Here is a 22,884-nt window from a genome sequence, read left to right as displayed (position 1 = left end):
GGCGGCTGAAAGTCCACGGGTCGGCAAAGCCTGACCCGCCAGTAGCGCGGCGGCGAGCCCAATACTAATCATCTGACCACCTCCATGAGGCGCAGCGTGCTTCAGCGGGTATGAACCCCCCGTGAACAACACGGTTCACGCTCGCGGGCCTTTCTAGCCCGCGAACTGCGGCGGTGCCACTCTCGAAATCCGGCCTGACCTCAGTCCGCGGTTGCCGCAACCGGAGCACACGAAGCGCGGCTCGACATCAGACAAGCGAGCATCATCGGGCTAGCGATCGGCGGCCGCAATGGCAATAGACCAGGACGCCGCACAAGCTCATCTCGCGCATCCCGCCGAAGGTGATCTTGATCGGCCGGCGTCGGCGTGCGTGGGCGTGTGGCGTCGGGCAGGGCGGGGCATGCCGCCATGGAAGCGCGGCGGCGGCGAGAGTCAAATTGTCGATTACTGGCGGATGGGAACGCGCGCGAGCTACTGCCCGTCGTGGGCGGCGAGGAACTGGCTCGCGTCCGCCGCCGGTTCGACGAGCAGTAGATCTATTGATCGACCGATCCCACGATCGTAATGCGGCTCGTTGGCGCGACGCGTGCAGCGCGTTTCGGCGAAGAAGCCACAATTGTCGTGTTCAACAATGTTACCTGAGCAGGTCCGTAAATGCCACCCTGATGCGCATCGTCACATGACAACCAGCCATCGGCCGACGAAAACGCAGGACCAAGTTGTTCGCCGGTCGTGTGCTGCGAGAAGCCACTTCCATCCGCGGTTTGACGAAACACGGTCAATGAATCTTCCTCCAACCTTCGAAGGTCCGCTGGTCTGAGATCGCGTCTTGAGGCCCCAAAGCGTCCCGGCGCTGAGAGCTTTGAGCGGAATCAGCACCTCGAAGACATCGCAAAAGGTTCGGATCAAATTGACGAGGCGCTAGGCCGCCAAGGTGCTACCGCATGCCTGTGGCTGTCGACTTGACGTGTACATGGGCCGCCCGAGTCTTGTCCGCGCCCATGAAGCACCAGCATGAGATCGACGAACTCGCACGCATGGGGCGCATCCGCCTGGAGTTGGCATGGCGCCGGCCCTGCCGGAGGAGCGCGCCGGCTCAACAACTACCGAGCCGCCGCCGATCAGCGTGACCAGCATATATCTCGGACCCAAGCTCGGACCCAAAGGCGAAAACACAGGATTGAACTGGCTGGACAGGGCGGACTCTCAGGGCTTGGAGCTGCCTGAGTTGCCAACTGAAAAGAACAGGGCGGCACTGTGTGGTACAATGCCGCCCGTACTCCAAAACCGGGGGTCGCAGGTTCGAGCCCTGCCACTCCGGCCAGTCAAATCAATCACTTAGACTAGATTCGGCGGGAGGGCGTCCCGCGCGCAGGAAATCCTGCAGTCGCCGTGCTGGACGTGCCGTTCCGGGCCTAGCGCGCCGGGGTCCGTTCCGCGTCGGCGGGAATCTGTCTGAGGTTGACGTTCCGGATGGGAACGCGGCGCAGCAGGGAAAGGATGGTCCCGCCGAGCTCGAGATAGGTGCGCAGCCGCAGCGCGCGCGACGAGCCCCTCAGCTCCGCGTTCAGGCTCACCGGAACCTGAACGTAGGTGAGGCCGAGCTGGAGCAGGGAGATCAGCGCACAGATCTGGTAGCCGTAGCCGTCGGCCTTGACCGCGATCTGGCGCAGCCACTTCACGGGATAGACGATCATGCTGTGATAGTCGGACAGCCAGAAGCCGAACAGGCAGTTCAGGATGAACCGCAGTGAATGCGACTGCAACGAGCGGTTGACCGAGCGGTCCGACTGGTTATCGCGATAAGTAATGACGAGGTCGGCGGCGCCCGCCGCCTTGAACATCCGGGCAATACCTTCGTTCTGGAAGGCGTGATCGCCGGGGATGAGCGTGATGGCATCGAATTTCGCGCGCGACAGCGCATATTCGAAGCCGGCACCGACACCCCGCGGTTCGGCATTGTGATGCACGATGATGCGCGGCTCGCCGGCTGCGAACTCGTCCATGATCGCGCCGGTGGCGTCGGTGCTGCCGTCGTCGATCAGGAAGATCTCGAAATCGTCGAGCAGCTCCCGGGCGAGCGGCAGCACGCCGTCGATCGTATCGGCGATCTTGTCCTGCTCGTTCAGTGCAGGAATGACGATCGTAAGCCTTTTTGCCGCTCTCGAAGGTGTCATTGTATGCGCCCGTTGGCGGGGCCACTCTGTCCCGGTGGCCCCATGCAAGTCTAGGTCATCTGAACCGGGCGAACAATGCGGCTCGCCGGTAGGGACCCCGCACGAACTGCATGAAACCGGCAATGTGTGTGTTCCGCGCAACTAGTCGGAAAAATCATAGAGGCTGGTGTCGCCAATGCCGAAGGCGCGGCGCAGCCGTCCGACGTGGCCTGCCATATTCCGGCCCGCCGCCGTCGCCGCGAAGTGCGAATCGGACCGTTCAACCAGGCCGCCATCGACTAAGTTCCCAATTCGTGCGCGGAACAGATCTGGAACCTGCCCGTCAGCGATCTCCGATAGCGGTGCCCTGCGATCGGGGCGATCGACGAGACTGAGCAGGATGCCCAGCGAAACCGATTTATAAACGGCGCCAAAGGCGAACACGTAAGCCATGACACAAAATCCGAAAATCGATGCGGCGTCCCAGTACTGAAGCTGCGGGACGAAGAGAATTCCGAGCATCACCCCGAGACCGTGCGAGACAACCGTGGCAATCGCCAGCAGGGTCACGGGTCCGAGCGGCCATGCGCGTGCGCGGGCCATGAACTGCAGGGCAGGCGCCAGCAGGGCGAACACGGCGACCGCGGCAAGTCCGACAGCAAAGGACATCGACTCACCCAAGGCCTGTCGACAGACGAACGAGCTTGACGAGGTGCGCTACCGCAACTCCCTTGGTGGTGGGGGCAAGCCGGCCGTCCGCCGTGATCACCATGCCGGTCCCGATCAGGAGCTTCAGGCGATTGTGCGTGAAGGTGCCGAGATCTCCACCTTGCATGTAGGCTGTCGCCCATTGCTCCAAGGTGAGAGGACGTCCAGCCTGAACGAGTGCGGTGAGCAGCGTCAGCGTGAAGCCCCAGGCCAGCAGGCTGAACAGGATGTAGCAGAACATCATTGCGGTCCCGAGCAGGAAGAGACCGCCAACCACGTCGCCAAGGTGGCGCTGGCCTGGAAGGGCGATACACGCGACCGCGTAAAGGATGACGACGCTGATGCAGCCCAGCCGGAAGCGGCGGCCGGATCCGCCGGTGGCGGCGATGCGCGCGTAACACAGCAACAGCAATGGAAAGGCGATGCTGAGACCAATCGCAGCGGCTTGCGTCGGGCCCGGTAGCATGTTCATTGTGGAAAATCGTCCCGGACGCTTCTGAAGGCCCAGCCAGGGTGGCAGTCTATAGGAGGTCGCATTTTTGCGGTCAAGGGAGCCCCGGCGCCCCGGCCTTGCGGTCGCCGCTTGGGCGTGCGAATCCTCGCCGACGATGTCCTCCCTTTCCCCTCCGAGCTTGTCCCCGTCGCTGCGCGCCATAGCCATCCTGATCGTCGTGCTGCTGGTTGCGCATGCGCCGATGCTTCTCAATGACGGCCTGTTCATGGACGACTGGCTGGTGCTCAAGCCGCGTCCGGACTATTTCATCGACATCGATTTCCTGTTGAATGGCGCCGGCCATCCGATCTTCCACAGCTACGACACGTTCGCGAACTGGACCGGCGCCCCAGTCGTTGTGATGGTATCGCTGGCACTGGCCGGAATCGTCTTCGGCGCGGTGTGTCTGATGCTGACGGCGATACGGCTCGATCTACTCGACCGCGCCGAAGCGGTCGGCTTCGCTCTGATCGTCTGGACCTATCCCGGTTATCAGCTTTGGGCCGGCAAGGCGAACGCGGTCTATGTCTTCAGCTTCGGACTCCTGTTCGTCGGCGCATGGCTGCTGACGCTCGCCTTCAGCGCGCAGGGCTGGCGGCGTGTGTTGCTTCGCGTGGCCTGTGCATGCCTATTCGTGCTCAGCTTCGCGCTCAACTCGACGGTTGTGCTCTATGCCTGTGTCATGCTCGGACTGTTCGTTGCAACATGGCGGAGCGGAGCCGTTGCGCAAGGCTTTGTTCGTCGTGCATGGCTCGCAGCCTGGCGCTGTGCTTTGGGCTATCCGGAATTGATTGCCCTTCCTATTGTTTATGCGGGCACGCTTGGTATCTGGTTCAAGCGCATCGGTTTGTACGCGCAGCATTATGGCGCCCATTTGCCGACCCTCGGGGAGCTGGCGAGCGGATGGAAGGCGTTCTTCGACGCCGGCTACAGGGACGTCGTGGCCCACGCGATCAGGGCGGCGATCCAGGTCCCGGCTCCCTTTATCCTGGCTGCGGTGCTCGTCGGCGTCGCATTGCTGCTACTTCGTCCCGGCACAGAGGCAACTGCACTCAGACGGGCGACCGCCTTGCCGCTCATCCTCGCCGTTGGTTTGTTCCTCGCGTTGTCCTCGCCCTATCTGATTGCCGGCCTGCGTCCCTCGTCCAAGCATTTCTACGAAAGCCGTCACCTGCTGCTGTTTGGCGTGCCGGCGGGGCTGGCGCTTCTCGCGTTCAAGCGTCAGGCCGAACGTTGGATCGGCCCGACCGCCGCCGTTGCGATGTTGTTCGGATTGGGCTCGATCCTATGGATCGGAATGCTGTGGAATGACTACGTCTTCATGCAGGCGAGAACGCTGAAGCAGGAGGCTCTGACGCGCAGCCTCGCCGACCGAATCCAGCCCACGGCGACGGTCTACGCGCTCGACGACCGATTCTTCGACTATCGGTCACGGGACGTGCCGTTCGGCCTGGCCGAAGTCACCGGTATGCTCCGGCTCGCCTGGGGCAATCAGCCCTTCTTTGGGTTTGCCTTGCGTGCCGAGCGGCCCGACATCCTCCAGGAAATGGAGTGGAAGCGGGCTGCTCCGGGAACTGCATTCCGTCATTTCGATCCGTCGGGACCGCAGGCGACGATCTCGTTGAAGGCGGGCGGCTCTGGAGCTGCGTCGGACCGGGCATTGGTACGAAAGTACTACGCGTGTCGGTTGCTGGCGCGCTGTGACGTTGCAGAGTTTCTGGCTCAACTCGCGGAGGTCAAGATCACGGTCGGCCCGATCGCTGGAATCTTGCCGCTCAACGGCGCCAGCGAAGATGTCTCACCTAGCCGCTAGCGCGCCGCTTCCAGATCGCTTCTGCAAGCGCGATGTCGGTCACCGAGTCTTGGCCAGGCGCAAGGGGCATCCGTCGTTCGGTAACATCGGAGACAAAGGCAGCGGCCTGGCGCCGAAATGCCCAGCTGGTTGCATGCTCGAGCTGCGTGGACTCGTCTTGATGATCGAGGATGACCCGTGCCTCCTCTTCGGCGAAGGGCGCGGGCAATTCGATGGTCAGGGCGCCGCGCTCGAAATCGATCGTCAGTCCCTCGCGCCAGGCTCCGTCGGACCCGTTCACGAGATCCAGCGTACAAGCGATGCCGTCGAAGTCGAGGGTGATGCGCGCGGCTCCCGAAATTTCGACGGAACTATCGGCGACCGTTGGCGATGATCCGAGCAGGTAGCGCGTCAGATTGATGATATGGCTGAAGACGTTCAGAAAGTTGTCGTAGCCGGCCCGCATCGCGCTCGGCATCCAGTCGGGACCGTCCTGCCAGAGCTCGATTCCGTCCGGCCGTGTTTCGCCGGTCATGACGAAATTGTCGCGCGACCGGCCGGTGTCGCCGCCAAAGCACCAGCCCTTGGCGCGGACCACCCGACCAAGCGATCGGTCGTTGCGCAAGCGCGTCAGCACCTCGAGCGCGCGCGCCACACCGGCATCGTGACGCTTCATGTAGCCGATGCTGTAGACGAGGTTTCGCTGCCGCGCCGCTTCGACCAGCAAATTCGCCTGAGCCGTCGTATAGGCCATCGGCTTCTCCGACAGCACGTGGCGGCCGCTGTTCAACGCGTCCAGCACGATTGGACCGGTGGCTCGCCGCTTCGTCACGACCACGACAGCGGACACCGCAGCGTCCGCGAGCAGCTCCCGATGCGTGCCGTAGACCTGCGAGATGCCGAACTTCTGCGCTGCGGCGGCAGCGAGATCCGGCCGGAGATCGGCGATGGCGACGACGCGGCAGGCGGGATTGGCGACGAAATTGGCGAGGTGGCACATCTGGCCGACCATCCCGGTCCCGATGATGCCAATGCCTGGCCTCACGGCTATGATCCCTTGAAGCGCTTCCGGATGACGAGGAAATGCGCCGGCTGTCCCCAGGTGTTGATGAACGCCGGATCTGTCTGGGTCAGGGCCGTGACCGCGGGCGCATCGCGTCGCCCGATCGCGGCGAAGATGCGGTGGAAACTGTCGAGCGTCGCAACGATGGTTTCGATGTCGGAAGCATCGTCCGCGAGAATGTCCGTCGTTCGGATCGCCTCGCGTAAGGACGCAAGGCTCGCGATCACGCGCGGCAGGCTCTCGCCGAAGGGGGCGTCGATCATCGCGTCGACGTCGAGAACCAGCGTCTCGATCGATGTCGAAATCGCCGCCACGGCATCGGCCTTGCCGACCAGGTAGAGCTTGCGTCCGCCGAGGAAGCTGAGGCGGCTGCGGTCGAGATGGCGCGCCGCACGCCGCAGCTTCTCGTCGGCTGAGAGAACCTTCTTATGCCAGTAGACGTCCAGGCTGTCGCGATAGGCTGGCCACGCCGAATGGATGTCAAATCCCTCTTCATGCGCTGCCGTGCACAAGGCGGCTGCGTCGAGGAAGTACCGATGCCGGACGAACGGGTTCTCGAGCACGTCCATCAGCCAGGATTCGAAGCTGCGGGTGTGCGGAATGCTGTTCCATTTCGCGTCGAAAAGCGTCTTCGCGGTTTCGAGTGCGGGACGGCCCGACAAAGCCTTGCCGGCGGCATGGATTGCCTTGAGCGCGAGCTCGAAGAAGCCGCCATAGCGCTCGTAATAGGACACGACGGCGAAACCGTCGAGATTGAGCAGCCGATGGAAGACGCCGAGCCAAGTTTCGGTCGGCTGCACGGTGTAAATGAAACCTTCGGCATCGATGATGTCGTAGCGGCGCTCGCTGCGAAATCCCTCGACATCGGCCAACGCGAGTTCGCGCAGGCGCTCGCTCAGGCCAAAATGCGCGAAATAGGCCTCAATTTTCGGATGCGCATGCCGGTTCGGTTCGGCAAGCGCCATGTTCGCGCCCCAGCCGGCAAACACCAGCGCATTCTCACCGGAATCTGGACCGAATTCGAGCACCTCCGCATCGCGGAACAGCCGCGGCGGCAGCACGAGCTTGTCGGAAAACAGCTCGTGCCGCTGGCTGGCATATGCATCGAGTTCCGCGGCCGATTTGAAATTCCCGAACGTCGGTAGGACGTCCTGACGTTCGTAGTAATTGAAGAGCTTCTCGTCAGCCATGCCGCGTCCCTAACCCAAGGCCGCCTCGAGCCGGTCGAGCTCGCTCCAGATGTCGGAGGGCGCGAAAATCGAAACGATGTGCAGCGGCCGCTTCACGTTCTCGCGCAGCCGGCCGCTGACCTTGGCTTCGTTTTCCTGGTTCACGGCGAGAAGGCAGACGAGCGGCTCCGATTTGCCGACGAGCTCGTCCGGCGAACGGATCGGTATGCCGGTGCCGGGCAGGAACAGCCCCTGACGCTCCCTCTGGTCGTCGACCGACAGGTCGACGAGATCCGCCAGCTCATGCGCGTTGGTGAAGGTGCAGGCGCGGCAGCCCGCGCCGTAGATCGCGATCTCGGCGCCGCTCGCACGGGCCTTGGCGAGGACCGGACGCAGGCGCGCGCCGTACTCCCTTGCGCGCTGGCCGAATTTCTCACCGACGCCGGAGGGCGCAGGAGGCGGCGTCACGTCGCGGGCTGCACGACGGGCGGCGACCGCGAGGCTGCCGCCGCTGAAATTGTACTTCTTCACCGACACCGCCTCGAAGCCGTGGCGGGCCAAGAGCGCGAGCAGGATCGGCTCGGTGAAGTAGCTGACGTGCTCCTCCCACAGCACGGAGAGGTCTCCGGCCGTCGAACCGGGATCAAAGTCGGGCACGTCGATGAACAGCAGCCCTTCGTCGCTGAGCGCGATCTTCACGCAGTCGAAGAAGTTCTCGAAATCGACGATGTGCTCCAGCACCTGACGGGAGACGACGAGGTCGAACTTGCCGGCCTGGGCGACCGCGTCGTGACACAGCGCCGGGCTGATCATGTCGGCATAGACCTTGATGCCGCGCTCGCGGGCGATCTTGCCCGACACCGGGTTGGGCTCCACGCCCACCAGGACCTTCGCGCCGCGTTCGCGCAGCTTGTCCATGAACAGGCCGTCGTTGCATCCGATCTCGAACACGGATTGATGCTTGGAGAATTTCGCGATGGTGTCGAGCTCGTCGACCTGGTGCGGCTCCGGCTTCCAGCTGCTGAAATTGTAGTTGAACTGGCGATACAGGATGTCCGGATCGATCGGCTTGACGATCTGCGGCAGGCCGCAATCGCCGCAGGCGAGCACCTCGAACGGATAGCGTTCCTCCTGCTCGTTTCGGCTGTGCCGAAGGCGATGCGCAATCGGCATCAGGCCGAGGTCGATGACCGGTCGCAGGTCGGTCGAATGGCAGAGGCGGCAATGGTCGGTCACGGCTCTAGCTCTTGGCAGGACAAGCGAGGAACGTCGGCGCCTCGAAGCGATGTGGGCGCAATTGAAGCCTATATATGGCAACAGGCCGTGCCACAATTCTTAAGTTGCCACGGGCGGGCTATACACAACTGAAGCTGGTACCCCGGGGCCTCTATCGCAGGCTTCGATCTTGCCGAACATGCGCGGAACCGAGGCAATCGCACGCGAGACACGACTCAGTGGCAGGTGGAGAGCTGGTCGAGCGCCCTGATGTCTGCGCGCTGGCCGTCGGGAGGCAGGTGGTGCTTCACCACCTCGAACGGCTCGATCCCGTAGGCCTGCCGGTAGATGTCTTTCGACCTGGTTCGTAGCTCGGAAATACCGGCCTCGACTTGGGGGCTCAATGTTTGCTCGCCATCCCTCCACGTCAACAGCCAGTAGTTCGGGGTCTCGCTGAAAAGGGCGAACCGCTTCTGCAACTCGGCGCCCTGAAAGAGGTCAGAGAAGCCGTTGAGCCAGAAATCGCAATTCTGCTTTTGGACATAGAACAGCTTAACGCCGAGGGATCGAAGGGCGGCCTCTGCCGTGTCGGCGGTCCCCAGTGCGATCTTCCTGAAGTCGCGCGCAACGTCGCTCTCGTAGGTGTGGATGATCTTGCCGCGTGTGAGCAGAAGGGAAAAATAGCACGGCACCATCGCGCGGTAGCCATTAAGAGGGAGAATGCGGTCGGAGCCCGTCGTTTGCTGCAGTTCGTCACAGCGCTGCCAGTTCAGGGTGACGCGGGGCATCTGATCGAGGGGGCGCCCGCGCGCAAAGGCGATGGCCTGGTCCTCTTTGAAGCTCTTCCAGGGAAACGAGATTAATGTCCAGGCGCAAGCGACCAGCAGCGCCAAAATGGCGACACTGGGCGCAAAGCGCCCGACGAACAGCGCCGGGACCAGCCGCCGCACGATGACGAGCGCCCAGCAAGCGATTGCGACAGTTGCGAGCGGGAACAGCGCAGTGACGTGAATGGACAGTCTGATCAGACTCGGAATATTCAGCGTCATGTCCAGCAGTCGCACGCTGGCGATATAGGCGATAATGATGAAAAGTCCGGCAATGCCGGGCAATGCCCGCGATTTCGCGGCGCTGGAGCGATCAGGAAACCGCTTCGAGTCGACGAGAGCGATCGCACAGGTTACCGCCGCGAGGAGAGCTGCAACCAGGAGAACTGACTGGCTTTGCCTGCCGACGGCGACCAATCCCGACTTGCTGAGGAAGTCGGTGACCTCGATCGACTGCGCCACCACGAAGAAATCAAGAATGTCCAGGCTGCCGAATTGTGAGAAACGTTCGACCGACGCGACTTTTCGAAAGAGCGAGTATGGATTGGTCGCGGGGATTCCGAGATAGAAATAGTTGATGGCGAAAGCCAGGATGCATCCGGCAATCGCCCCGAACCCCAGCAGCAGACTAGTGACGAGGCCGGATTGATCTCGCTGAAGCGCCTTGGTGAGCACGCCCAGCGACGAGATCAGGAAGACGAAGGCAGCGTAGAGCGGATAGGAGCCGGCGACGGCAAAGCCACAAATGCCGGCGGCAAACCTGTCGCGACTCTGGGAGGACCGAATGACGACCAGCAGGAAATAGACGAAAAAGGCTGCCGTCTGAAGGTGGTATTTGCCGAACTCCATGATGTAGAGGCCGGCCAAGATGCTCGGCATCGTCCGTGGCCACGCAAGGCCGAGGATTGCCAATCCAAGTGCAATCGGTATCGCGGCGTCTTCCCAGCGGCGTCCAAGGGCCTGCAACGGCACAATGAGACGGGCGAGCTCAAAAACGACCGCGCCGATTCCGACGAAATAGAGAAACGAAATGATCTGGGCGACATGGGGCGGCAGGAACGCCGCCAGGAACAGATGCAGCCCGTTTCCGCGGCCGATCTCGAAGTCGGAAAAGATGGGATTGTCGGCCGCAAGCCAAATGCTGTGATTTCTCGCAACCTCCGCAAGATAGGGCGCGTAAAGCTGCTGAACGTCGGTCGAAATGACGTCGGGTATCACGGCGCGATCGAGGAACACCGTTGCCAGCAGCCAAAGACCCAGCAACAATGTTGCGACTAACGGCAAAGTCACCGTGAGCTTGCGCGGCGTCCTGAGGTCGCGGCTGTCCCACAGCAGAACCGCGATCGCAAATCCGAGAACGATTTGCGGATAGAGGATGGAAAGAGCACCGAGCCCGAATCCCGTCAGGATGAGCGTGGCCGCCCCGACAAAGAACTCGTCGACGCGCTGAGTGGGCTCGTGCCTGATAAGCGAGAACGTCAGGCGTCCGGTCGCCATGATGAGCCAGCCGAGATACGGTGTCAGGACAATCCAGGCGAGGACGTAAAATCGCGTCGTCCAGCCGCCTTCGAACAGCAGGGTACGGTAGGTGCCGGGCCGGTTCACGAACCAGATGGAAAGTGCGACAGGCACGAAAATGAGGATACGCCACCACCAAGCCTCGACGCTGGTGCGCAAACGCACTTCGGCAGTTGCCATCGCTTGTTCTTGTCCAGGGTTACTCATGCTAAACCGGCGCTGCATCCGTTCGCTCGGCGGTGGCCCGCGCCTGCTCGGGACTGAAGCCGGCGCGCTCGGGCGCGAGCAACCAAACCAGCCCGCCGAACAGCCCGACGATCAGGCCGCCAAGTCCAAGTAGGACCGATATTGCGAGCGCCTTGTCGGATCCGATTCCGGCGAGACCAAGCGCGGCCACCATCGCGCCTTCCCGAACGCCCCAGCCTCCGATCGAGATGGGAACCGCGGAAGACAGAATGACGAGCGGGATGAGCGCGAAGGCGTCGAGCGCGGAGAGGGGGGCCTGCAGCCCGATCGCGAGGAGATAGCAGGTCAAGACGGTGATCAGGTGGACGACAATGGCTGATACGACCAGCATGGCTCGCCCATCGGCTGCCAGCAACGGAGCCCGGATCAGCATCGCAAATTGCCTGATCCTGGCCGGCACCGCCGTGATCGGGCGCTGCGGCCAGCGGTTAAGCGTCACGAGGGCGATTGCGCCGAGGCATGCAGCCGCTAGAACGGCCAAGATCGCGAAAAGCAGCGAGTTGTCGCCGACGAGCGGCAGCAGAAACGGCATTCCCGCCAGCACGATGACGCCGAGAGCCAGCAACGCCAGGAAGCGATCGGCCACGATGCTGCTGATGGTCGGCGACCATTGCACGCCCTGCCGCCGCAGCATCCAGATCCGGACCGCGTCACCGCCCGCGGGCAGCACCTGATTGAAAAAGATGCTCACCATGAGAATGCGCCAGCCGGCCAGCCAATCGAGGGGCACGTTCATGGCGCGGAGGATCAGGATCCAACGGTGACAGAGCATGAAGGTCTGGGCGAACAGCAGCAGCACGGCAAGTGCCAGCATGTCCAGTTTGACGGCGAGAAGATCGGCTTGCAGGGACGACAAATCCTGGGCCCGCAGCAACAATGCGAGGATACCGATCGAGACCGCGAACTTGGCCAGAGTAACCAGTGCTTTTGCAGGCAGCTTCATCGGCTAGTGTCGTCCTCGATCATTCACGGATCGTCGATCAGCGACAGCAATCGAAGTCTATTTTCTCGCCAGATGCTCCGCGGCGAGCGTACCAATTCTCGTCACGTAGTCCTGCACCGCGGCAGCGTCGCTGCCATCAGGCGCCCAATCGGGAAATTCGGTGCGCGAAGGATCGAACGGGCCGGCGGTGGTTTCGTGAAATACCAGCCATTCCGAGGTGATCAGGATCGAGTGGAAGACCTGTTCCGGCATGCGATAATAGCAGCGCCTGCCCTGACCGTAAGGCGCCATCTCGAGCACCTCGCGTATGCGGCCGTCGTCCTCGAAGATCACGACCTGCGCGGTCCCCTCGATCACGTGGAACGATTCAGGTTTGCCAAGGTGCTTGTGCGGCCGCACATAGGCTTCGCGATGGTGCACGATCAGCATCTCGTGCAGTCCGGACGAGGGATCGGGATGCGTGCACAGCCGGCTGCGCAGGCGCGGGTTGCCGGCGGCGATGCGTTTCAACTCCGCGATCGTGGCGTCATCCGCGGTGACGATGGCGTCGTCCGAATAGTACACTTCCGGATTTTGCGCGCGCAACGAGGTCGGCCGGTGCAGGCCTGCCTCATTCGAAGAAGATGAACCCATGGTCGCCCCGATACCCGCATTTGTCGTAGATCCAGGCCCATGTTTGCGGACCGTGGAAGCTCAGGCAGGTGAGCTGCCAGTAAAGCAGATTGGCCTTCTCGCGCTCGTTGCGGAAGGATTCGACCATCAGATATTTCGAGGTGCCGCGTCCGACCCGCTCGATTTCAGGTACCGCGCGGAACACGTCCTGGAGCGGAAGGTTGTGCAGCACGCCGAGCGAGACGACGAGGTCGAAGCTGTGGTCGGGGTAGGGGAGCTCGACGGCGCTGCCGACCTTCAAATGCGGCCGCACCTCCTCCTTGGCGTTGGCGATGCCATACTCGGAGATGTCGATGCCGGCGATCCTGAGGTCGGGGACGAGCTGAGTGAACTCGTAGAGCAGGTAGCCCTTGCCGCAGCCGACGTCGAGCACGCTCATGCCCGGCTTGATGCCGTAGCGATCGATCAGGGTCTGGGCGAGCGGGCGCCACCGTCCGTCATAGCGATAGCCGCCGTAGCCGTAGCGCCGGTCGCCGTCCCAATAGTCGCGTCCCCATTGCCGCGCCACGGTGGCGGATTCCGCCTTGTCGTGCTCGACCACGCGCTGGACGTAGTCCCGCCTCGTCGATGCGTGCATCGGCTGGAGCAGGTTGATCTCGGTCATGGGGCCCAACTGCTCCGCGGCATCGTCACAGGATGGTTGCGAACTTGTTGACGAGCAGGATGTCCTCGACGGCCTGGATGTCCTTCTGAGACGCCAGCGTGATCTCCTCGACCGCTGCATGGAGATCGCAGCCCTCGCGCAGCACGCGGTCGTAGATCTGCCGCCGCCGAGCCTCGTCGGGCGGCAGCATGAAAATGCTGTAGAGGATCAGCCCACGCAGCTGCGGCAGCTCGTCCAGGATGTCTTCCAGCACCATGTAGCTGCCGGGCATGGTGTGCTCGGCGGCGCTCAACAGATAGTGCAGGTTCTTGCGCCGCGCATAGTCGCGGATCACGATGTTCTGGACGTGCTGAGGGGTGCGGCTGCCGTTCAGCGGCCTGGCGCCGATATAGCCGCGGTGGCCGGCTCGTTCAGCCATGGAAGCCTCCCGGCAGCTTGTATTGCATCCCGACCCGGGTTGCGGGGCGCAGCAGGATCGGCTCGAAGAACTCGCCGAAGCGCTTGTCTGCGTAGGGCGACATAATGCTCTTGAAGCGGCAGTTCATGCTCCAGCGCGTGCCGGCTTCCTCGTTGACGCGATTGCCGTGCATCAGGGTCTGGTTGAACAGCATGACGTGACCGTAGGGAATCTCGATGAAGGTCGCGTGCGGCTTGATGGTCTTGTAGAGCTCTTCGGCGCTGCGCAAGGCCGCCATCCGGTCCTGCATCTCGCCGTTCAGGGACGGCGGCAGCAGATACATCGACTTGGTGCGGTGGACATCGACCAGGGGCACCCACACCACGACCTCGAACGGCGAGTCGCCCGACCAGACGTCGGAATGGGTGGCGAGCAGCGAAGAGCTGTCGCCGGGAAGCTGGATGCTAAGATTGACGCGGCGCTGCATGCAGAGCTCGTTGCCGACGATGGTCTCGATCGTCGAGCGCGCCAGGCGGAAATAGGTCGGGCGGAACCAGGGCTCGGCGTTGAGGCCGTTGAAGACGTGCAGCCGCAATCCGTTGAGATCATCCACGCTCACCCGCGTGTGGATGGTGTCGAGCATCGCGTAGGGATCGTTGCTGTGCGGCAGCTTCAGGTAGTCGGCCGCGAGCTCGGCGGCACGACGCTGGATCCGGTCGAGCCCGGCGCGATCGTCGGCCGGGGTGGTGACGAAGCCATCGTCGATGAATCGCTGCGCCAGCGCCTGCTCGTCGGCGTGCAGGAAGTCCGTGTCCGTCATGCAAAATACTCCCGGGCGGTCGCGCAAATATAGCTGATGTCGGCGGCCGACAGGAACTGGTTGATGGGAAGCGTGAGGATCTGGTCCGCCTGCCGTTCCGTTACCGGGAACGCGCCGCGGCCATGGCCGAGATGCGCCGCTGCCGGCTGCAGGTGGATCGGGACCGGATAATGGATCGCGGTCTCGATGCCTTTGTCGGCAAGATATTTCTGGAAGTCGTTGCGACGCTCGGTCTGCACCACGAAAGTGTGGAAGGTGTTGAACTCGATGTTCCTGCAGGGCGGAATGAACAGGGGCAGCCCGGCGAGCTCGGCGCGGTATTGCGCGGCGTTGCGCCGCCGGCGTTCGATCACGGAAGGAAGGTGGCGCAGGCGGATGCGCAGCACCTCGGCCTGGAGCGTGTCGAGCCGCGACACGATCCCCCATTCCTGGACGTCGCTGCGGTTGATCAGGCCGTGATTGCGCAGCCGTCGGATTCTTGCGGAAAGCTCGGCGTCGGCAGTGACGAGGAAGCCGGCATCTCCGGCGGCATTGAGATTCTTCAAGGGGTGGGCGGAGAAGCAGCCGAAGGTGCCGATGGTGCCGCTCATCCGGCCGTCATAGGTCGAACCGACCGCCTGGGCGCTGTCCTCGATCACGGCGAGCGAGTGCTTGGCAGCGATCGCCATCAGCGGAGCCATGTCGGCCATGCGTCCGGTCAGATGCACCGGCATGATCGCCTTGGTCCGCGGCGTGACGGCGGCCTCGACCGCGGCCGGGTCGATGTTCTGGTCCGGCAGCACGTCCGCAAACACCGGCGTGGCGCCGACCGCGATGATCGCGGCGGTCGATGCCACGAACGAATTCGGCGGCGTGATCACCTCGTCGCCGGGACCGATGTCGAGAGCCCGCATGGCGAGGATCAGCGCGTCGGTGCCCGAATTCAGCGTCACGACATGCGGTGAGCCGAGATACGCGGACAATTCTTCTTCGAGCTTTCCAACCGCGGCGCCGCCGATGAAGTCGCCGCGGGAAAACACGCCCTCGACCGCCTGCAGGATCTCGGTGCGCTCTTCCTCGAACTGCGCGGGAAGATTGACGTAGCCGATGCGCCGGCGGCCGGTGTCAACGTCCATGGCAGAACTTCCTGACGGTCTCGATGACGCGGTCCTGCTGGGCGCGCGTCAGGTGCTGGTCGACCGGGAAGCTGATGACTTCCTTGGCGTGGCGGTCGGTGACCGGGAACGTGCCCGGCGCGTAGCCGAGATGCTTCAGGCCTTCCTGCTGGTACAGCGGGATGGGATAGTGGATCTTGGCCTCGATGCCGTTGTCCAGGCAATATTTGTAGAGCTCGTCGCGACGTTCGGCGAACACCATGTAGAGATGGTAGACGTGCTTCACGTTGGGACGGCGCGGCGGGACGCGCAGGCCGGGCAGGCCGGCGAGACCCGCGTCGTAATAGGCCGCATTTTCGATTCTGCGGCGCGTGATCTCGCTGGTCTGGCCGATCAGCCAGTTGCCGACCACGGCCTGCAAGGAATCGAGCCGCGAGTTGCAGCCGAGGATCGCGATCTCGTCGCGGTTCTTCATGCCGTGGTTGCGGATCAGGCGGAGCTTTTCGTTCATGCCGTCGTCATTGGTGACGACGACGCCGGCATCGCCCCAGACGTTGAGGTTCTTGAGCGGATGCAGCGAGAAGCCGGCCGCGATGCCGTGGGTGCCGGAGCGTTTTCCCGCAAACTCCGACAGGATGCCCTGGCAGGCGTCCTCGACCACCGGCAGGTTGTGGCGCTGCGCGATCGGCATCAGCTTGCCCATGTCGGTGACCTCGCCGGTCAACTGGACCGGCATGATCGCCTTGGTCTTCTCGGTGATGGCAGCCTCGACTTGGTCCACGTTCATGCAGAAGGAATCGTCGCAATCGACCAGGACAGGCGTCGCGCCGGTTTCCGCGATCGCGCCGACCGTGGCGATGAAGGTGTTCGCGGCGGTGATGACCTCGTCGCCATGACCGATGCCGAGCGCCTTGAGCGGCAGCTTGAGCGCGTCGGTGCCGGATCCGACGCCGATGGCATGACGGACGCCGATCAATTCGGCGAAGCGTTTCTCGAATTCGGCGACGGGCTTGCCAAGGGTGAAGTCACCGGTCGCAACCAGCCGGCCGATCTCGGCGAGGATCGGTGCGGGATCCGCGAATTGCTCGAGCAGATAGGAATATCGAACGTCGTACATGTGACCCGTCAGGTGGAATGAAGTTGAGGTGAGGGGGTGTGCGACGCCGCGAGCGCATGCTCGATCGAGGTCGCAATGGCGCCAGCGGAGAGCCCGTGCTTCTTCAGCAGCGAGTCCTGCGAGCCGTAATTGTGCATGAAGCGGTCGGGCAGCGACAGCCGCAGCATCGCAGGGAAACCGGAGCCGAGCTTGTCGATCAGCGCCTCCGCGACCGCGCTGCCGAGGCCGCCGGAGGGCACGTGCTCCTCCAGCGTTGCCACGAGCCTGGTGCCGCGGATAGCCTGCAGCAGCGCTGCGGTATCGAGCGGTTTCACGGTATGCATGTGCAGGATGCCGGCGCGAATGCCTTGCGCGGCCAGCAGGTCGGCTGCGGCGAGGGCGCGCTGGAGCATGATGCCGGTGGTCACCATGAGGACGTCGCCGGGCGGCCGCATCAGGATGGCTTTGCCGATCTCAAAGCTGTGCTCGGCCTTGGACACGATGGCATCGCCGCCCTTGCCGAGCCGGATGTAGATCGGGCCCTTCCAATCCAGCGTCCGCTCCATCATGCGCGCGGCCTCGTCGGCGTCGCACGGGCAGATCACCGTCATGTTGGGTAGCGCCCGCATGATGGCGATGTCCTCGATCGCCTGGTGCGTGGGACCGAGCGGCGCGTAGACAAGGCCGCCGCCATTGGCGATCAGCCGTACCGGCAGATTGTGCAGGCAGAGATCGACCGCGACCTGCTCGTAGCAGCGGCGGGTGAGGAAGGTCGCAATGGTGTTGACGTAAGGCACGAAGCCCTCCATCGCGAGACCTGCCGACATGCCAATGATATGCGCTTCCGAGATGCCCTCGATCAGGTGGCGCTTGGGAAACTCCTTGCTCATCGCGCGCAGCGTGCCGGCACCCGGATCGGAGCCGATGTAAAGCACACGCTCGTCGCGCGCGGCGAGCTTGTGGACCATGTTCATCGCGGTGTTGCGCATGGGGAGCCGATCAAAAATCGCCGACGGCGACGCGAATGGCGTCGAGCTCGCTGTCGGTCAGCTTGTTCTTGTGATGCCAATCGGCATTGGATTCCGCAGCCGGAAGACCCTTGCCCTTGACGGTATGGCAGATGATGGCGGTGGGCTTGCCGGCAACGGCCGGGAGCTGCTTCAGGACCATGCGCAGTGCGCCGACGTCGTGGCCGTTAACCTCCTGCACTGCGAAGCCGAAGCTGCGCCACTTGTCCGCGAGCGGCTCCAGCGGCAGCACGTAGTCGGTGGGGCCGTAGCTCTGCAGCTTGTTATAGTCGATCAGCGCGACGAGGTTGTCGAGGCCGTGCTTGGTCGCGCCCATCGCCGCTTCCCACACCGATCCCTCGTTGATCTCGCCGTCGCCGAGCAGCACGAAGGTGCGGTAGCTGCGCTCGCGCATGCGGGCGGCGAGCGCAAGGCCGACGCCGATCGAGAGGCCATGTCCGAGCGCGCCGGTCGAGGCCTCGACGCCGGGCACCATGCCGTATTCGGGATGCCCGCCCAGAATGCTGTCGGGACCGCAAAAGCCGTCCAGCTCCGACAGCGGGAAGAAGCCGCGGTCGGCCAATAGCGCATAGAGCGCCAGACATCCGTGTCCCTTGCTGAGGATGGCGCGGTCGCGATCGGGATCGCCCGGGTTCTTCGGGTCGATCCGCAGCACGTCGTCGTAGAGCACGCGGACCATCTCGATCAGCGACAGGGCAGGCCCGACATGGCCGCGTCCTGCGGAGCGGACCGAACCGAGGACCAGGCGGCGCAAATAGAGGCTCCGCTCGTCCAGCGTGCAGGTGAGAGCAGCTTCAGCGTGGGGTGAGATCTGGATCACGTTGGCAAATCGTTTGGTGGAGCCGACGGGCTTTGTCGAGCTGGCCGGCAAGGCGGACCGTCAGATCGCCACCTTGCGCAGCCAGGGCACGCCGGGAGCGGCTTTCCGGCAAATAGGCATTCAGGACAATCAGGCACCAAATCGCCCCGAACACAGGATACAGTACGTCAAGGCGGACCGCAAACGAGTCATCCCCAGCCGCGAAGGCGCGCGAGAGCCGCTCGATCAATCGGTTCGCATCGGCCACGGGCAGACCGCTGCCGGGGTGAATCGCGGTGTCGGACACGAGCTTGACCGGGTCGTCCCAGCCGAAATACTCGAAGTCGATGAAGCGCAATTTGCCGTCGTCGGTGCGCAGTGCGTTGTGCAGTCCGCAATCCGACGGGCTCAATGCGCGTTGGGCGGGCGCAAGGTCCGCGGCGGGATCCAGGCCCCGTTCCGCATAGCGCCGCCGGAGTTGCCGGATCGCGACGGCAGCGGTGGGAACAAGGCTGCCGTCCATGAACGCGCGCAAGTGCGGATGATCATCCGAAGCCCGCCTCAGGTCGTCGAGGCGTTGCTCGTACTGGGCGATGGCCGCCTCGGCCGAGAAGATGCTGGCTGACGCATTCCGCAGAGTCTGCGCGCCTTCAGCGTCGTGCAGCTTTTGCAGCTCGATCAGGAAATCGGCCAACTGGTCGGCGTCGTCGGGCTGCGGATGCAGGACCGCGGGTTCACCGTCTAACCATTGATACAGCGCACAGAACGCGGCCGGATCTTTTGCGATCGGCCGCGGCGTCGCATTGATGCCGTGGCGCGAGAGAAACGAGAGCGCGTCATACTCCTGTCCCAGCCGATCGCGCCCGTCGGACGGGTAGTGCTTGAGGGCGAGGGGCGGGCCTTCCGCCATCTCCAGCCGAAACACCCGGTTGTTGCCGCCGGCCCGCGCCGGTTGCGCCGCCGCGACCCGCGCCCCGGAGAGGCGGCTGCCGATCGAGACCGCATCCTGTACGCTGAGGTCCGGCTGGCTCATGCCCCGAACACTCCGCGGTGGATATCGGCCCAGGTCGCGAGCGGCTCGCAATGCGCCGGATACGGCGGCTGCGACTGCGTGAACAGGATCGATCGCGTCGCCTTCGGAAAATGCGGCTGTTCGAAGACGTCGACGAGATCGTCAATAAAGATGTCGAGCTGTAGGCTTGCCAACCGCTCGACCTTGGCCGCCAGCGTGTCCTCGAAATGGACATTGCCCGCCGAGATCGCCGCGTCGGCGGTGTCGATGAGGCCCGCGCTCTTCAGCCAGCCACGCGCAGCCTCGCGCAAGTCGACCCGATCGGGATCCTGATGGCCGAACTGCGTCTTGTGGCTGACGATATGGACGCTCGCGCCGGCCTTTCGGCACGCGGCAAGGAACTCGCGGACGCCAGGGTTGATCTCGGCGCCGCCGATTCCCTTGCCGTAGACGAAGCCCTGCAGCCCCTGCCAGGCAAGCTCGCCGCCGGCGCGGGATCGCAAGAAATCCCGCACGTCGGTCTTCAGCCCGTCCCAGCCCTCCGGCACCAGCCCGCGCTGGCGCGCGGCGGCGGCAAAGACCTTGTCGTAGCAGATGATCGTGTTGTCGAAATCGATGCCGATCCGCACGCCGCTCACTTCAGGCTGATGTTCTGCATCATCTTGATGTTGAAATACCTGGGATCGTTGAGCGAGTTCGGCAGGCGGCCCGCCCTGAAGGCGTCCACGAGGCCGGACACGGCTTGCTCGATCGTGTGCGTCGGCGCAAAGCCGAGCTCGCGGCGGATCTTCTCCGACGAGACGTGGTAGGAGCGGAGATCGTCGGTCGGCTCGACGGCCACGTCGACATTGTTGCCGACCACCGATTTGACGATGTCGGCGATCTTCATCAGCGAGTGGTTTTCGTAGCCGATGTTGTAGGTCTTGCCGTCGATCTTCGCATCATCCTGCTGCAGCAGGAACAGATAGGCCGCCGTCATGTCCTGGATGTGCAGATTGGGCCGCTTCTGCGTTCCGCCGAACACGCGGATGCGGCCGGTGTTGACGGCCAGATTGGTCAGGATGTTGACGACGACGTCGAGCCGCTGCCGCGGAGCGTAGCCGCAGACGGTGGCGGGGCGAACCGTGCAGGTGACGAAGCCGGACGCGGCCTCGTCGGCAAGATCGGTCTCGCACATCGCCTTGAACTTGGAGTAGTCGGTGAGCGGCTCGCAGGACAGCTCCTCGGTCACCTCGGCCTCATCCTTGATGCCGTAGACGCTCGAGGAGGAGGCGTAGATGAAGCGCTTGATACCCGCCTTCTTCGCGGCGCGCACCATCGGACGGAAGCAGTCGTAGTTGATGGACTTGCCGAGTGCCGGGTCCAGCTCGAACGAGGGATCGTTGGAGATGCAGGCGAGGTGGATCACCGCGTTGTTGCCGCGCAGGGCCTCGTTGACCGCGGCCTCATCGCGGATGTCGCCCTTGATCAGGCGGAGGTTCGGATTGTCACGAACGGCATCGAAGACGTCCTGGCCATACATGAACAAGTCGAGCACGGTGACCTTGTGGCCCGCGGCAAGCAATTGCGGAACCAGCACGCTGCCGACGTAGCCGGCGCCACCGGTGACCATCACATTCCATTTCCGATCAATCACTGTCGTTCTCCGGATTCTTCGATCGCGCTACTTCAACAACGCGGTGACGAACTTGACCAGCGGCGCCTTCTCGACCGAGTTGCGGTGACCGACGATGCCGACCTTGATCGCGCCCGCCGCATTGCCGATGAAGGCGACGTCCTCGATGTTGCCGCCGGCCGCCACCAGCGGCGCCGTGATTGTCAGGAAGGCATCGCCCGCACCGACGGTGTCGACGACGGTCTTGGTGAAAGCAGGGACGCGCGCAACGCCGGTCTTCGACGAGAAGGGGTAGCAGCCGAAGGAGCCGTGCGTGATGATCATGTTATCGCAATCGATCTTGCGATGCAGGCCGCCCTCGATCACCGATGCGATGTCGTTGAACTTGTCGGTGGCGGCCAGGCGCGCTTCCGGTGCGTCGATGCAGATGTAGTCGGCCCGCGGATACTTCGTGATCAGGTTGTAGCCGTGGTTGCCGCTGTTGCTCTGGGCGTTGACGGCCAGGAACTTGGAATTCGCGATCAAGGCGTCGATCGTGCTGGATGCGATCATGCCGTGACCGAAATCGGTGACGATGACGACGTCGGCCCCGCGGACGCGCTCGGCGGTGACGCGGTCGATCTCCGTGCGCGCGGCCTCGTCGAGCGGCGTGTCGTCCATCGTGTAGACTTCGAACAGCTTGTGCAGGTAGCCCATCTCGACGTACCGCAGCTTGCGGGTGGTCGGACGGCTCTGAACGCGGATCGGCGTGAGCGTGACGTTCGGGCGGATATGCGCGCGGATGAACTCTTCGGGGTAGTCGTTGCCACCCAGCGTCGTGACGATCTCGACAGATTTGCAGAAGCTTGCGACGTGATTGGCCGCGGCAATGACGCCGCCGGCAAACTGCTCGCCGTTCTTGAGCAGGGTCGCGACGATGTTCTCCTTGGAGGCCTTCCCGAGCGCCGTGACGTATTGGTATTCGTCGATGATGGTGTCGCCGACCAGCACGACGTGCATGTCCTGGATCTTGTCGATCAGCTTCAGCAGCCGTTCGGCGCCGCCTCCATCGCGCACCTTCTGGAGGTAGTCGCGCAGCGGGGGATCGTAGATGTCGAAATAGCGGTTCAGCAGCGACGACGAGCTGAACGTCACGTCCCGCGTGAAGACGATGCGCCCGCCGTGACGCTCGACCGCCTCGCGCTCCACCGCAATCTTGCCGGTCACGTCATCCTCGGGATTCTCGTAGTCCGAGCCCTTCACGTAGATGTCGGGGCGCACGGTATCGAGGACCGGCTCGGCGCTGGAGGTCTGATTGATGCCGACCCAGTCGACCGTGCCGAGCGCGGCCAGCATCTCGGCGCGCATGTTCTCCGGAAAGATCGGCCGTCCCGGGCCCTTGTTGACGTAACGGTCCGCAGTGATGGTCACCACGACGACGTCGGCCTCGTTGCGGGCTGCCAGGATGTGCCGGACGTGACCGAGATGCACCAGATCGAACACGCCGTGGCAGAGCGCAACGGTCAGGCCCTCAGCCTGCGCGGCGCGCACAATCTCGCCGAGCTCCTCGATCGTCTTGATCTTCTCGTGCGGTGCCGGATGGCCGGCCGGCCTGTCTGTCGCAGCATTACCCATGTG

At 63.6% G+C, this 22,884-nt stretch carries 21 protein-coding genes; 1 reads left to right on the top strand and 20 read right to left on the bottom strand.

The genetic code is table 11. The features are described 5' to 3' along the window. Positions 1-1,415: 1,415 nt before the first annotated feature. The 3 genes from ACM43_RS28230 to ACM43_RS28220 form a co-directional block, all read right to left on the bottom strand. Positions 1,416-2,177 carry a glycosyltransferase family 2 protein gene (locus ACM43_RS28230; protein WP_271544563.1) on the bottom strand — a complete coding sequence of 254 codons (762 nt, stop codon included), beginning with the start codon at positions 2,175-2,177 and terminating at the stop codon, positions 1,416-1,418. 141 nt (positions 2,178-2,318) lie between these two features. After that, entirely contained in the window at positions 2,319-2,825 is a 507-nt protein-coding gene (locus ACM43_RS28225; RefSeq protein WP_157280578.1) for a hypothetical protein, read from the bottom strand. A gap of 4 nt (positions 2,826-2,829) precedes the next feature. Further along, a complete protein-coding gene (locus ACM43_RS28220) occupies positions 2,830-3,336 on the bottom strand; it encodes a hypothetical protein (RefSeq protein WP_271544560.1) in 507 nt (168 codons plus the stop codon). Between the two features lie 136 nt (positions 3,337-3,472). Here ACM43_RS28220 and ACM43_RS28215 point away from each other — a divergent pair, with 136 nt between their 5' ends. After that, positions 3,473-5,170 carry a hypothetical protein gene (locus ACM43_RS28215; protein ID WP_271544558.1) on the top strand — a complete coding sequence of 566 codons (1,698 nt, stop codon included), beginning with the start codon at positions 3,473-3,475 and terminating at the stop codon, positions 5,168-5,170. On the opposite strand, the gene ACM43_RS28210 is transcribed toward ACM43_RS28215, so the two are convergent. The 17 genes from ACM43_RS28210 to ACM43_RS28130 all read right to left on the bottom strand — a co-directional run bounded on the left by ACM43_RS28210 (position 5,160) and on the right by ACM43_RS28130 (position 22,881). Then, positions 5,160-6,194, bottom strand: a complete 1,035-nt coding sequence (locus tag ACM43_RS28210; RefSeq protein WP_271544556.1) for a Gfo/Idh/MocA family protein — start codon at positions 6,192-6,194, stop codon at positions 5,160-5,162. The two genes, ACM43_RS28215 and ACM43_RS28210, sit on opposite strands and share 11 nt — an antisense overlap. A gap of 2 nt (positions 6,195-6,196) precedes the next feature. Next, positions 6,197-7,402, bottom strand: a complete 1,206-nt coding sequence (locus ACM43_RS28205) for a class I SAM-dependent methyltransferase (RefSeq protein WP_271544554.1) — start codon at positions 7,400-7,402, stop codon at positions 6,197-6,199. A gap of 9 nt (positions 7,403-7,411) precedes the next feature. After that, complete coding sequence (locus tag ACM43_RS28200) at positions 7,412-8,617, bottom strand: class I SAM-dependent methyltransferase (RefSeq protein ID WP_271544552.1); 1,206 nt, start codon at positions 8,615-8,617, stop codon at positions 7,412-7,414. 215 nt (positions 8,618-8,832) lie between these two features. Beyond that, a complete protein-coding gene (locus ACM43_RS28195) occupies positions 8,833-11,121 on the bottom strand; it encodes a hypothetical protein (protein ID WP_271544550.1) in 2,289 nt (762 codons plus the stop codon). 28 nt (positions 11,122-11,149) lie between these two features. After that, positions 11,150-12,130, bottom strand: a complete 981-nt coding sequence (locus ACM43_RS28190; RefSeq protein ID WP_271544548.1) for a lysylphosphatidylglycerol synthase transmembrane domain-containing protein — start codon at positions 12,128-12,130, stop codon at positions 11,150-11,152. A 57-nt stretch (positions 12,131-12,187) separates the two neighbouring features. Further along, positions 12,188-12,763: a WbuC family cupin fold metalloprotein gene (locus ACM43_RS28185; RefSeq protein WP_271544546.1), complete on the bottom strand. Its 576-nt coding sequence runs from the start codon at positions 12,761-12,763 to the stop codon at positions 12,188-12,190. Beyond that, positions 12,741-13,406 carry a class I SAM-dependent methyltransferase gene (locus ACM43_RS28180; protein WP_271544545.1) on the bottom strand — a complete coding sequence of 222 codons (666 nt, stop codon included), beginning with the start codon at positions 13,404-13,406 and terminating at the stop codon, positions 12,741-12,743. Before ACM43_RS28180 ends, ACM43_RS28185 begins: the two co-directional genes overlap by 23 nt. 25 nt (positions 13,407-13,431) lie before the next feature. Next, positions 13,432-13,824: an LIC12192 family sporadic carbohydrate cluster protein gene (locus tag ACM43_RS28175; protein ID WP_036027635.1), complete on the bottom strand. Its 393-nt coding sequence runs from the start codon at positions 13,822-13,824 to the stop codon at positions 13,432-13,434. Then, the gene (locus ACM43_RS28170; RefSeq protein WP_025037016.1) at positions 13,817-14,623 is read right to left on the bottom strand and encodes a sporadic carbohydrate cluster 2OG-Fe(II) oxygenase; all 807 of its coding nucleotides are present in this window, start codon (positions 14,621-14,623) and stop codon (positions 13,817-13,819) included. The genes ACM43_RS28175 and ACM43_RS28170 overlap by 8 nt, the downstream gene beginning before the upstream one ends. Next, complete coding sequence (locus ACM43_RS28165) at positions 14,620-15,738, bottom strand: DegT/DnrJ/EryC1/StrS family aminotransferase (RefSeq protein WP_271544542.1); 1,119 nt, start codon at positions 15,736-15,738, stop codon at positions 14,620-14,622. The genes ACM43_RS28170 and ACM43_RS28165 overlap by 4 nt, the downstream gene beginning before the upstream one ends. Next, positions 15,728-16,834 carry a DegT/DnrJ/EryC1/StrS family aminotransferase gene (locus tag ACM43_RS28160; RefSeq protein WP_157280570.1) on the bottom strand — a complete coding sequence of 369 codons (1,107 nt, stop codon included), beginning with the start codon at positions 16,832-16,834 and terminating at the stop codon, positions 15,728-15,730. Before ACM43_RS28160 ends, ACM43_RS28165 begins: the two co-directional genes overlap by 11 nt. A gap of 8 nt (positions 16,835-16,842) precedes the next feature. Beyond that, positions 16,843-17,802, bottom strand: coding sequence for a transketolase family protein (locus ACM43_RS28155; RefSeq protein ID WP_271544539.1), 960 nt, complete (start codon positions 17,800-17,802; stop codon positions 16,843-16,845). 10 nt (positions 17,803-17,812) lie between these two features. Then, positions 17,813-18,661, bottom strand: coding sequence for a transketolase (locus tag ACM43_RS28150; RefSeq protein ID WP_082641499.1), 849 nt, complete (start codon positions 18,659-18,661; stop codon positions 17,813-17,815). After that, the gene (locus ACM43_RS28145) at positions 18,636-19,673 is read right to left on the bottom strand and encodes a phosphotransferase (RefSeq protein ID WP_271544536.1); all 1,038 of its coding nucleotides are present in this window, start codon (positions 19,671-19,673) and stop codon (positions 18,636-18,638) included. Before ACM43_RS28145 ends, ACM43_RS28150 begins: the two co-directional genes overlap by 26 nt. Next, positions 19,670-20,281, bottom strand: a complete 612-nt coding sequence (locus ACM43_RS28140) for a hypothetical protein (protein ID WP_271544535.1) — start codon at positions 20,279-20,281, stop codon at positions 19,670-19,672. The genes ACM43_RS28145 and ACM43_RS28140 overlap by 4 nt, the downstream gene beginning before the upstream one ends. 5 nt (positions 20,282-20,286) lie before the next feature. Further along, positions 20,287-21,288: an NAD-dependent epimerase/dehydratase family protein gene (locus tag ACM43_RS28135; protein ID WP_271544532.1), complete on the bottom strand. Its 1,002-nt coding sequence runs from the start codon at positions 21,286-21,288 to the stop codon at positions 20,287-20,289. 27 nt (positions 21,289-21,315) lie between these two features. Further along, complete coding sequence (locus tag ACM43_RS28130) at positions 21,316-22,881, bottom strand: PfkB family carbohydrate kinase (protein ID WP_157280567.1); 1,566 nt, start codon at positions 22,879-22,881, stop codon at positions 21,316-21,318. Positions 22,882-22,884: the final 3 nt, after the last annotated feature.

The sequence above is a fragment of the Bradyrhizobium sp. CCBAU 45321 genome (assembly GCF_028128975.1).
GTDB lineage: Bacteria > Pseudomonadota > Alphaproteobacteria > Rhizobiales > Xanthobacteraceae > Bradyrhizobium > Bradyrhizobium yuanmingense.
The sequence above is the reverse complement of the archived record's forward strand: the minus strand, read 5'-3'. Positions and strand labels throughout refer to the sequence as shown.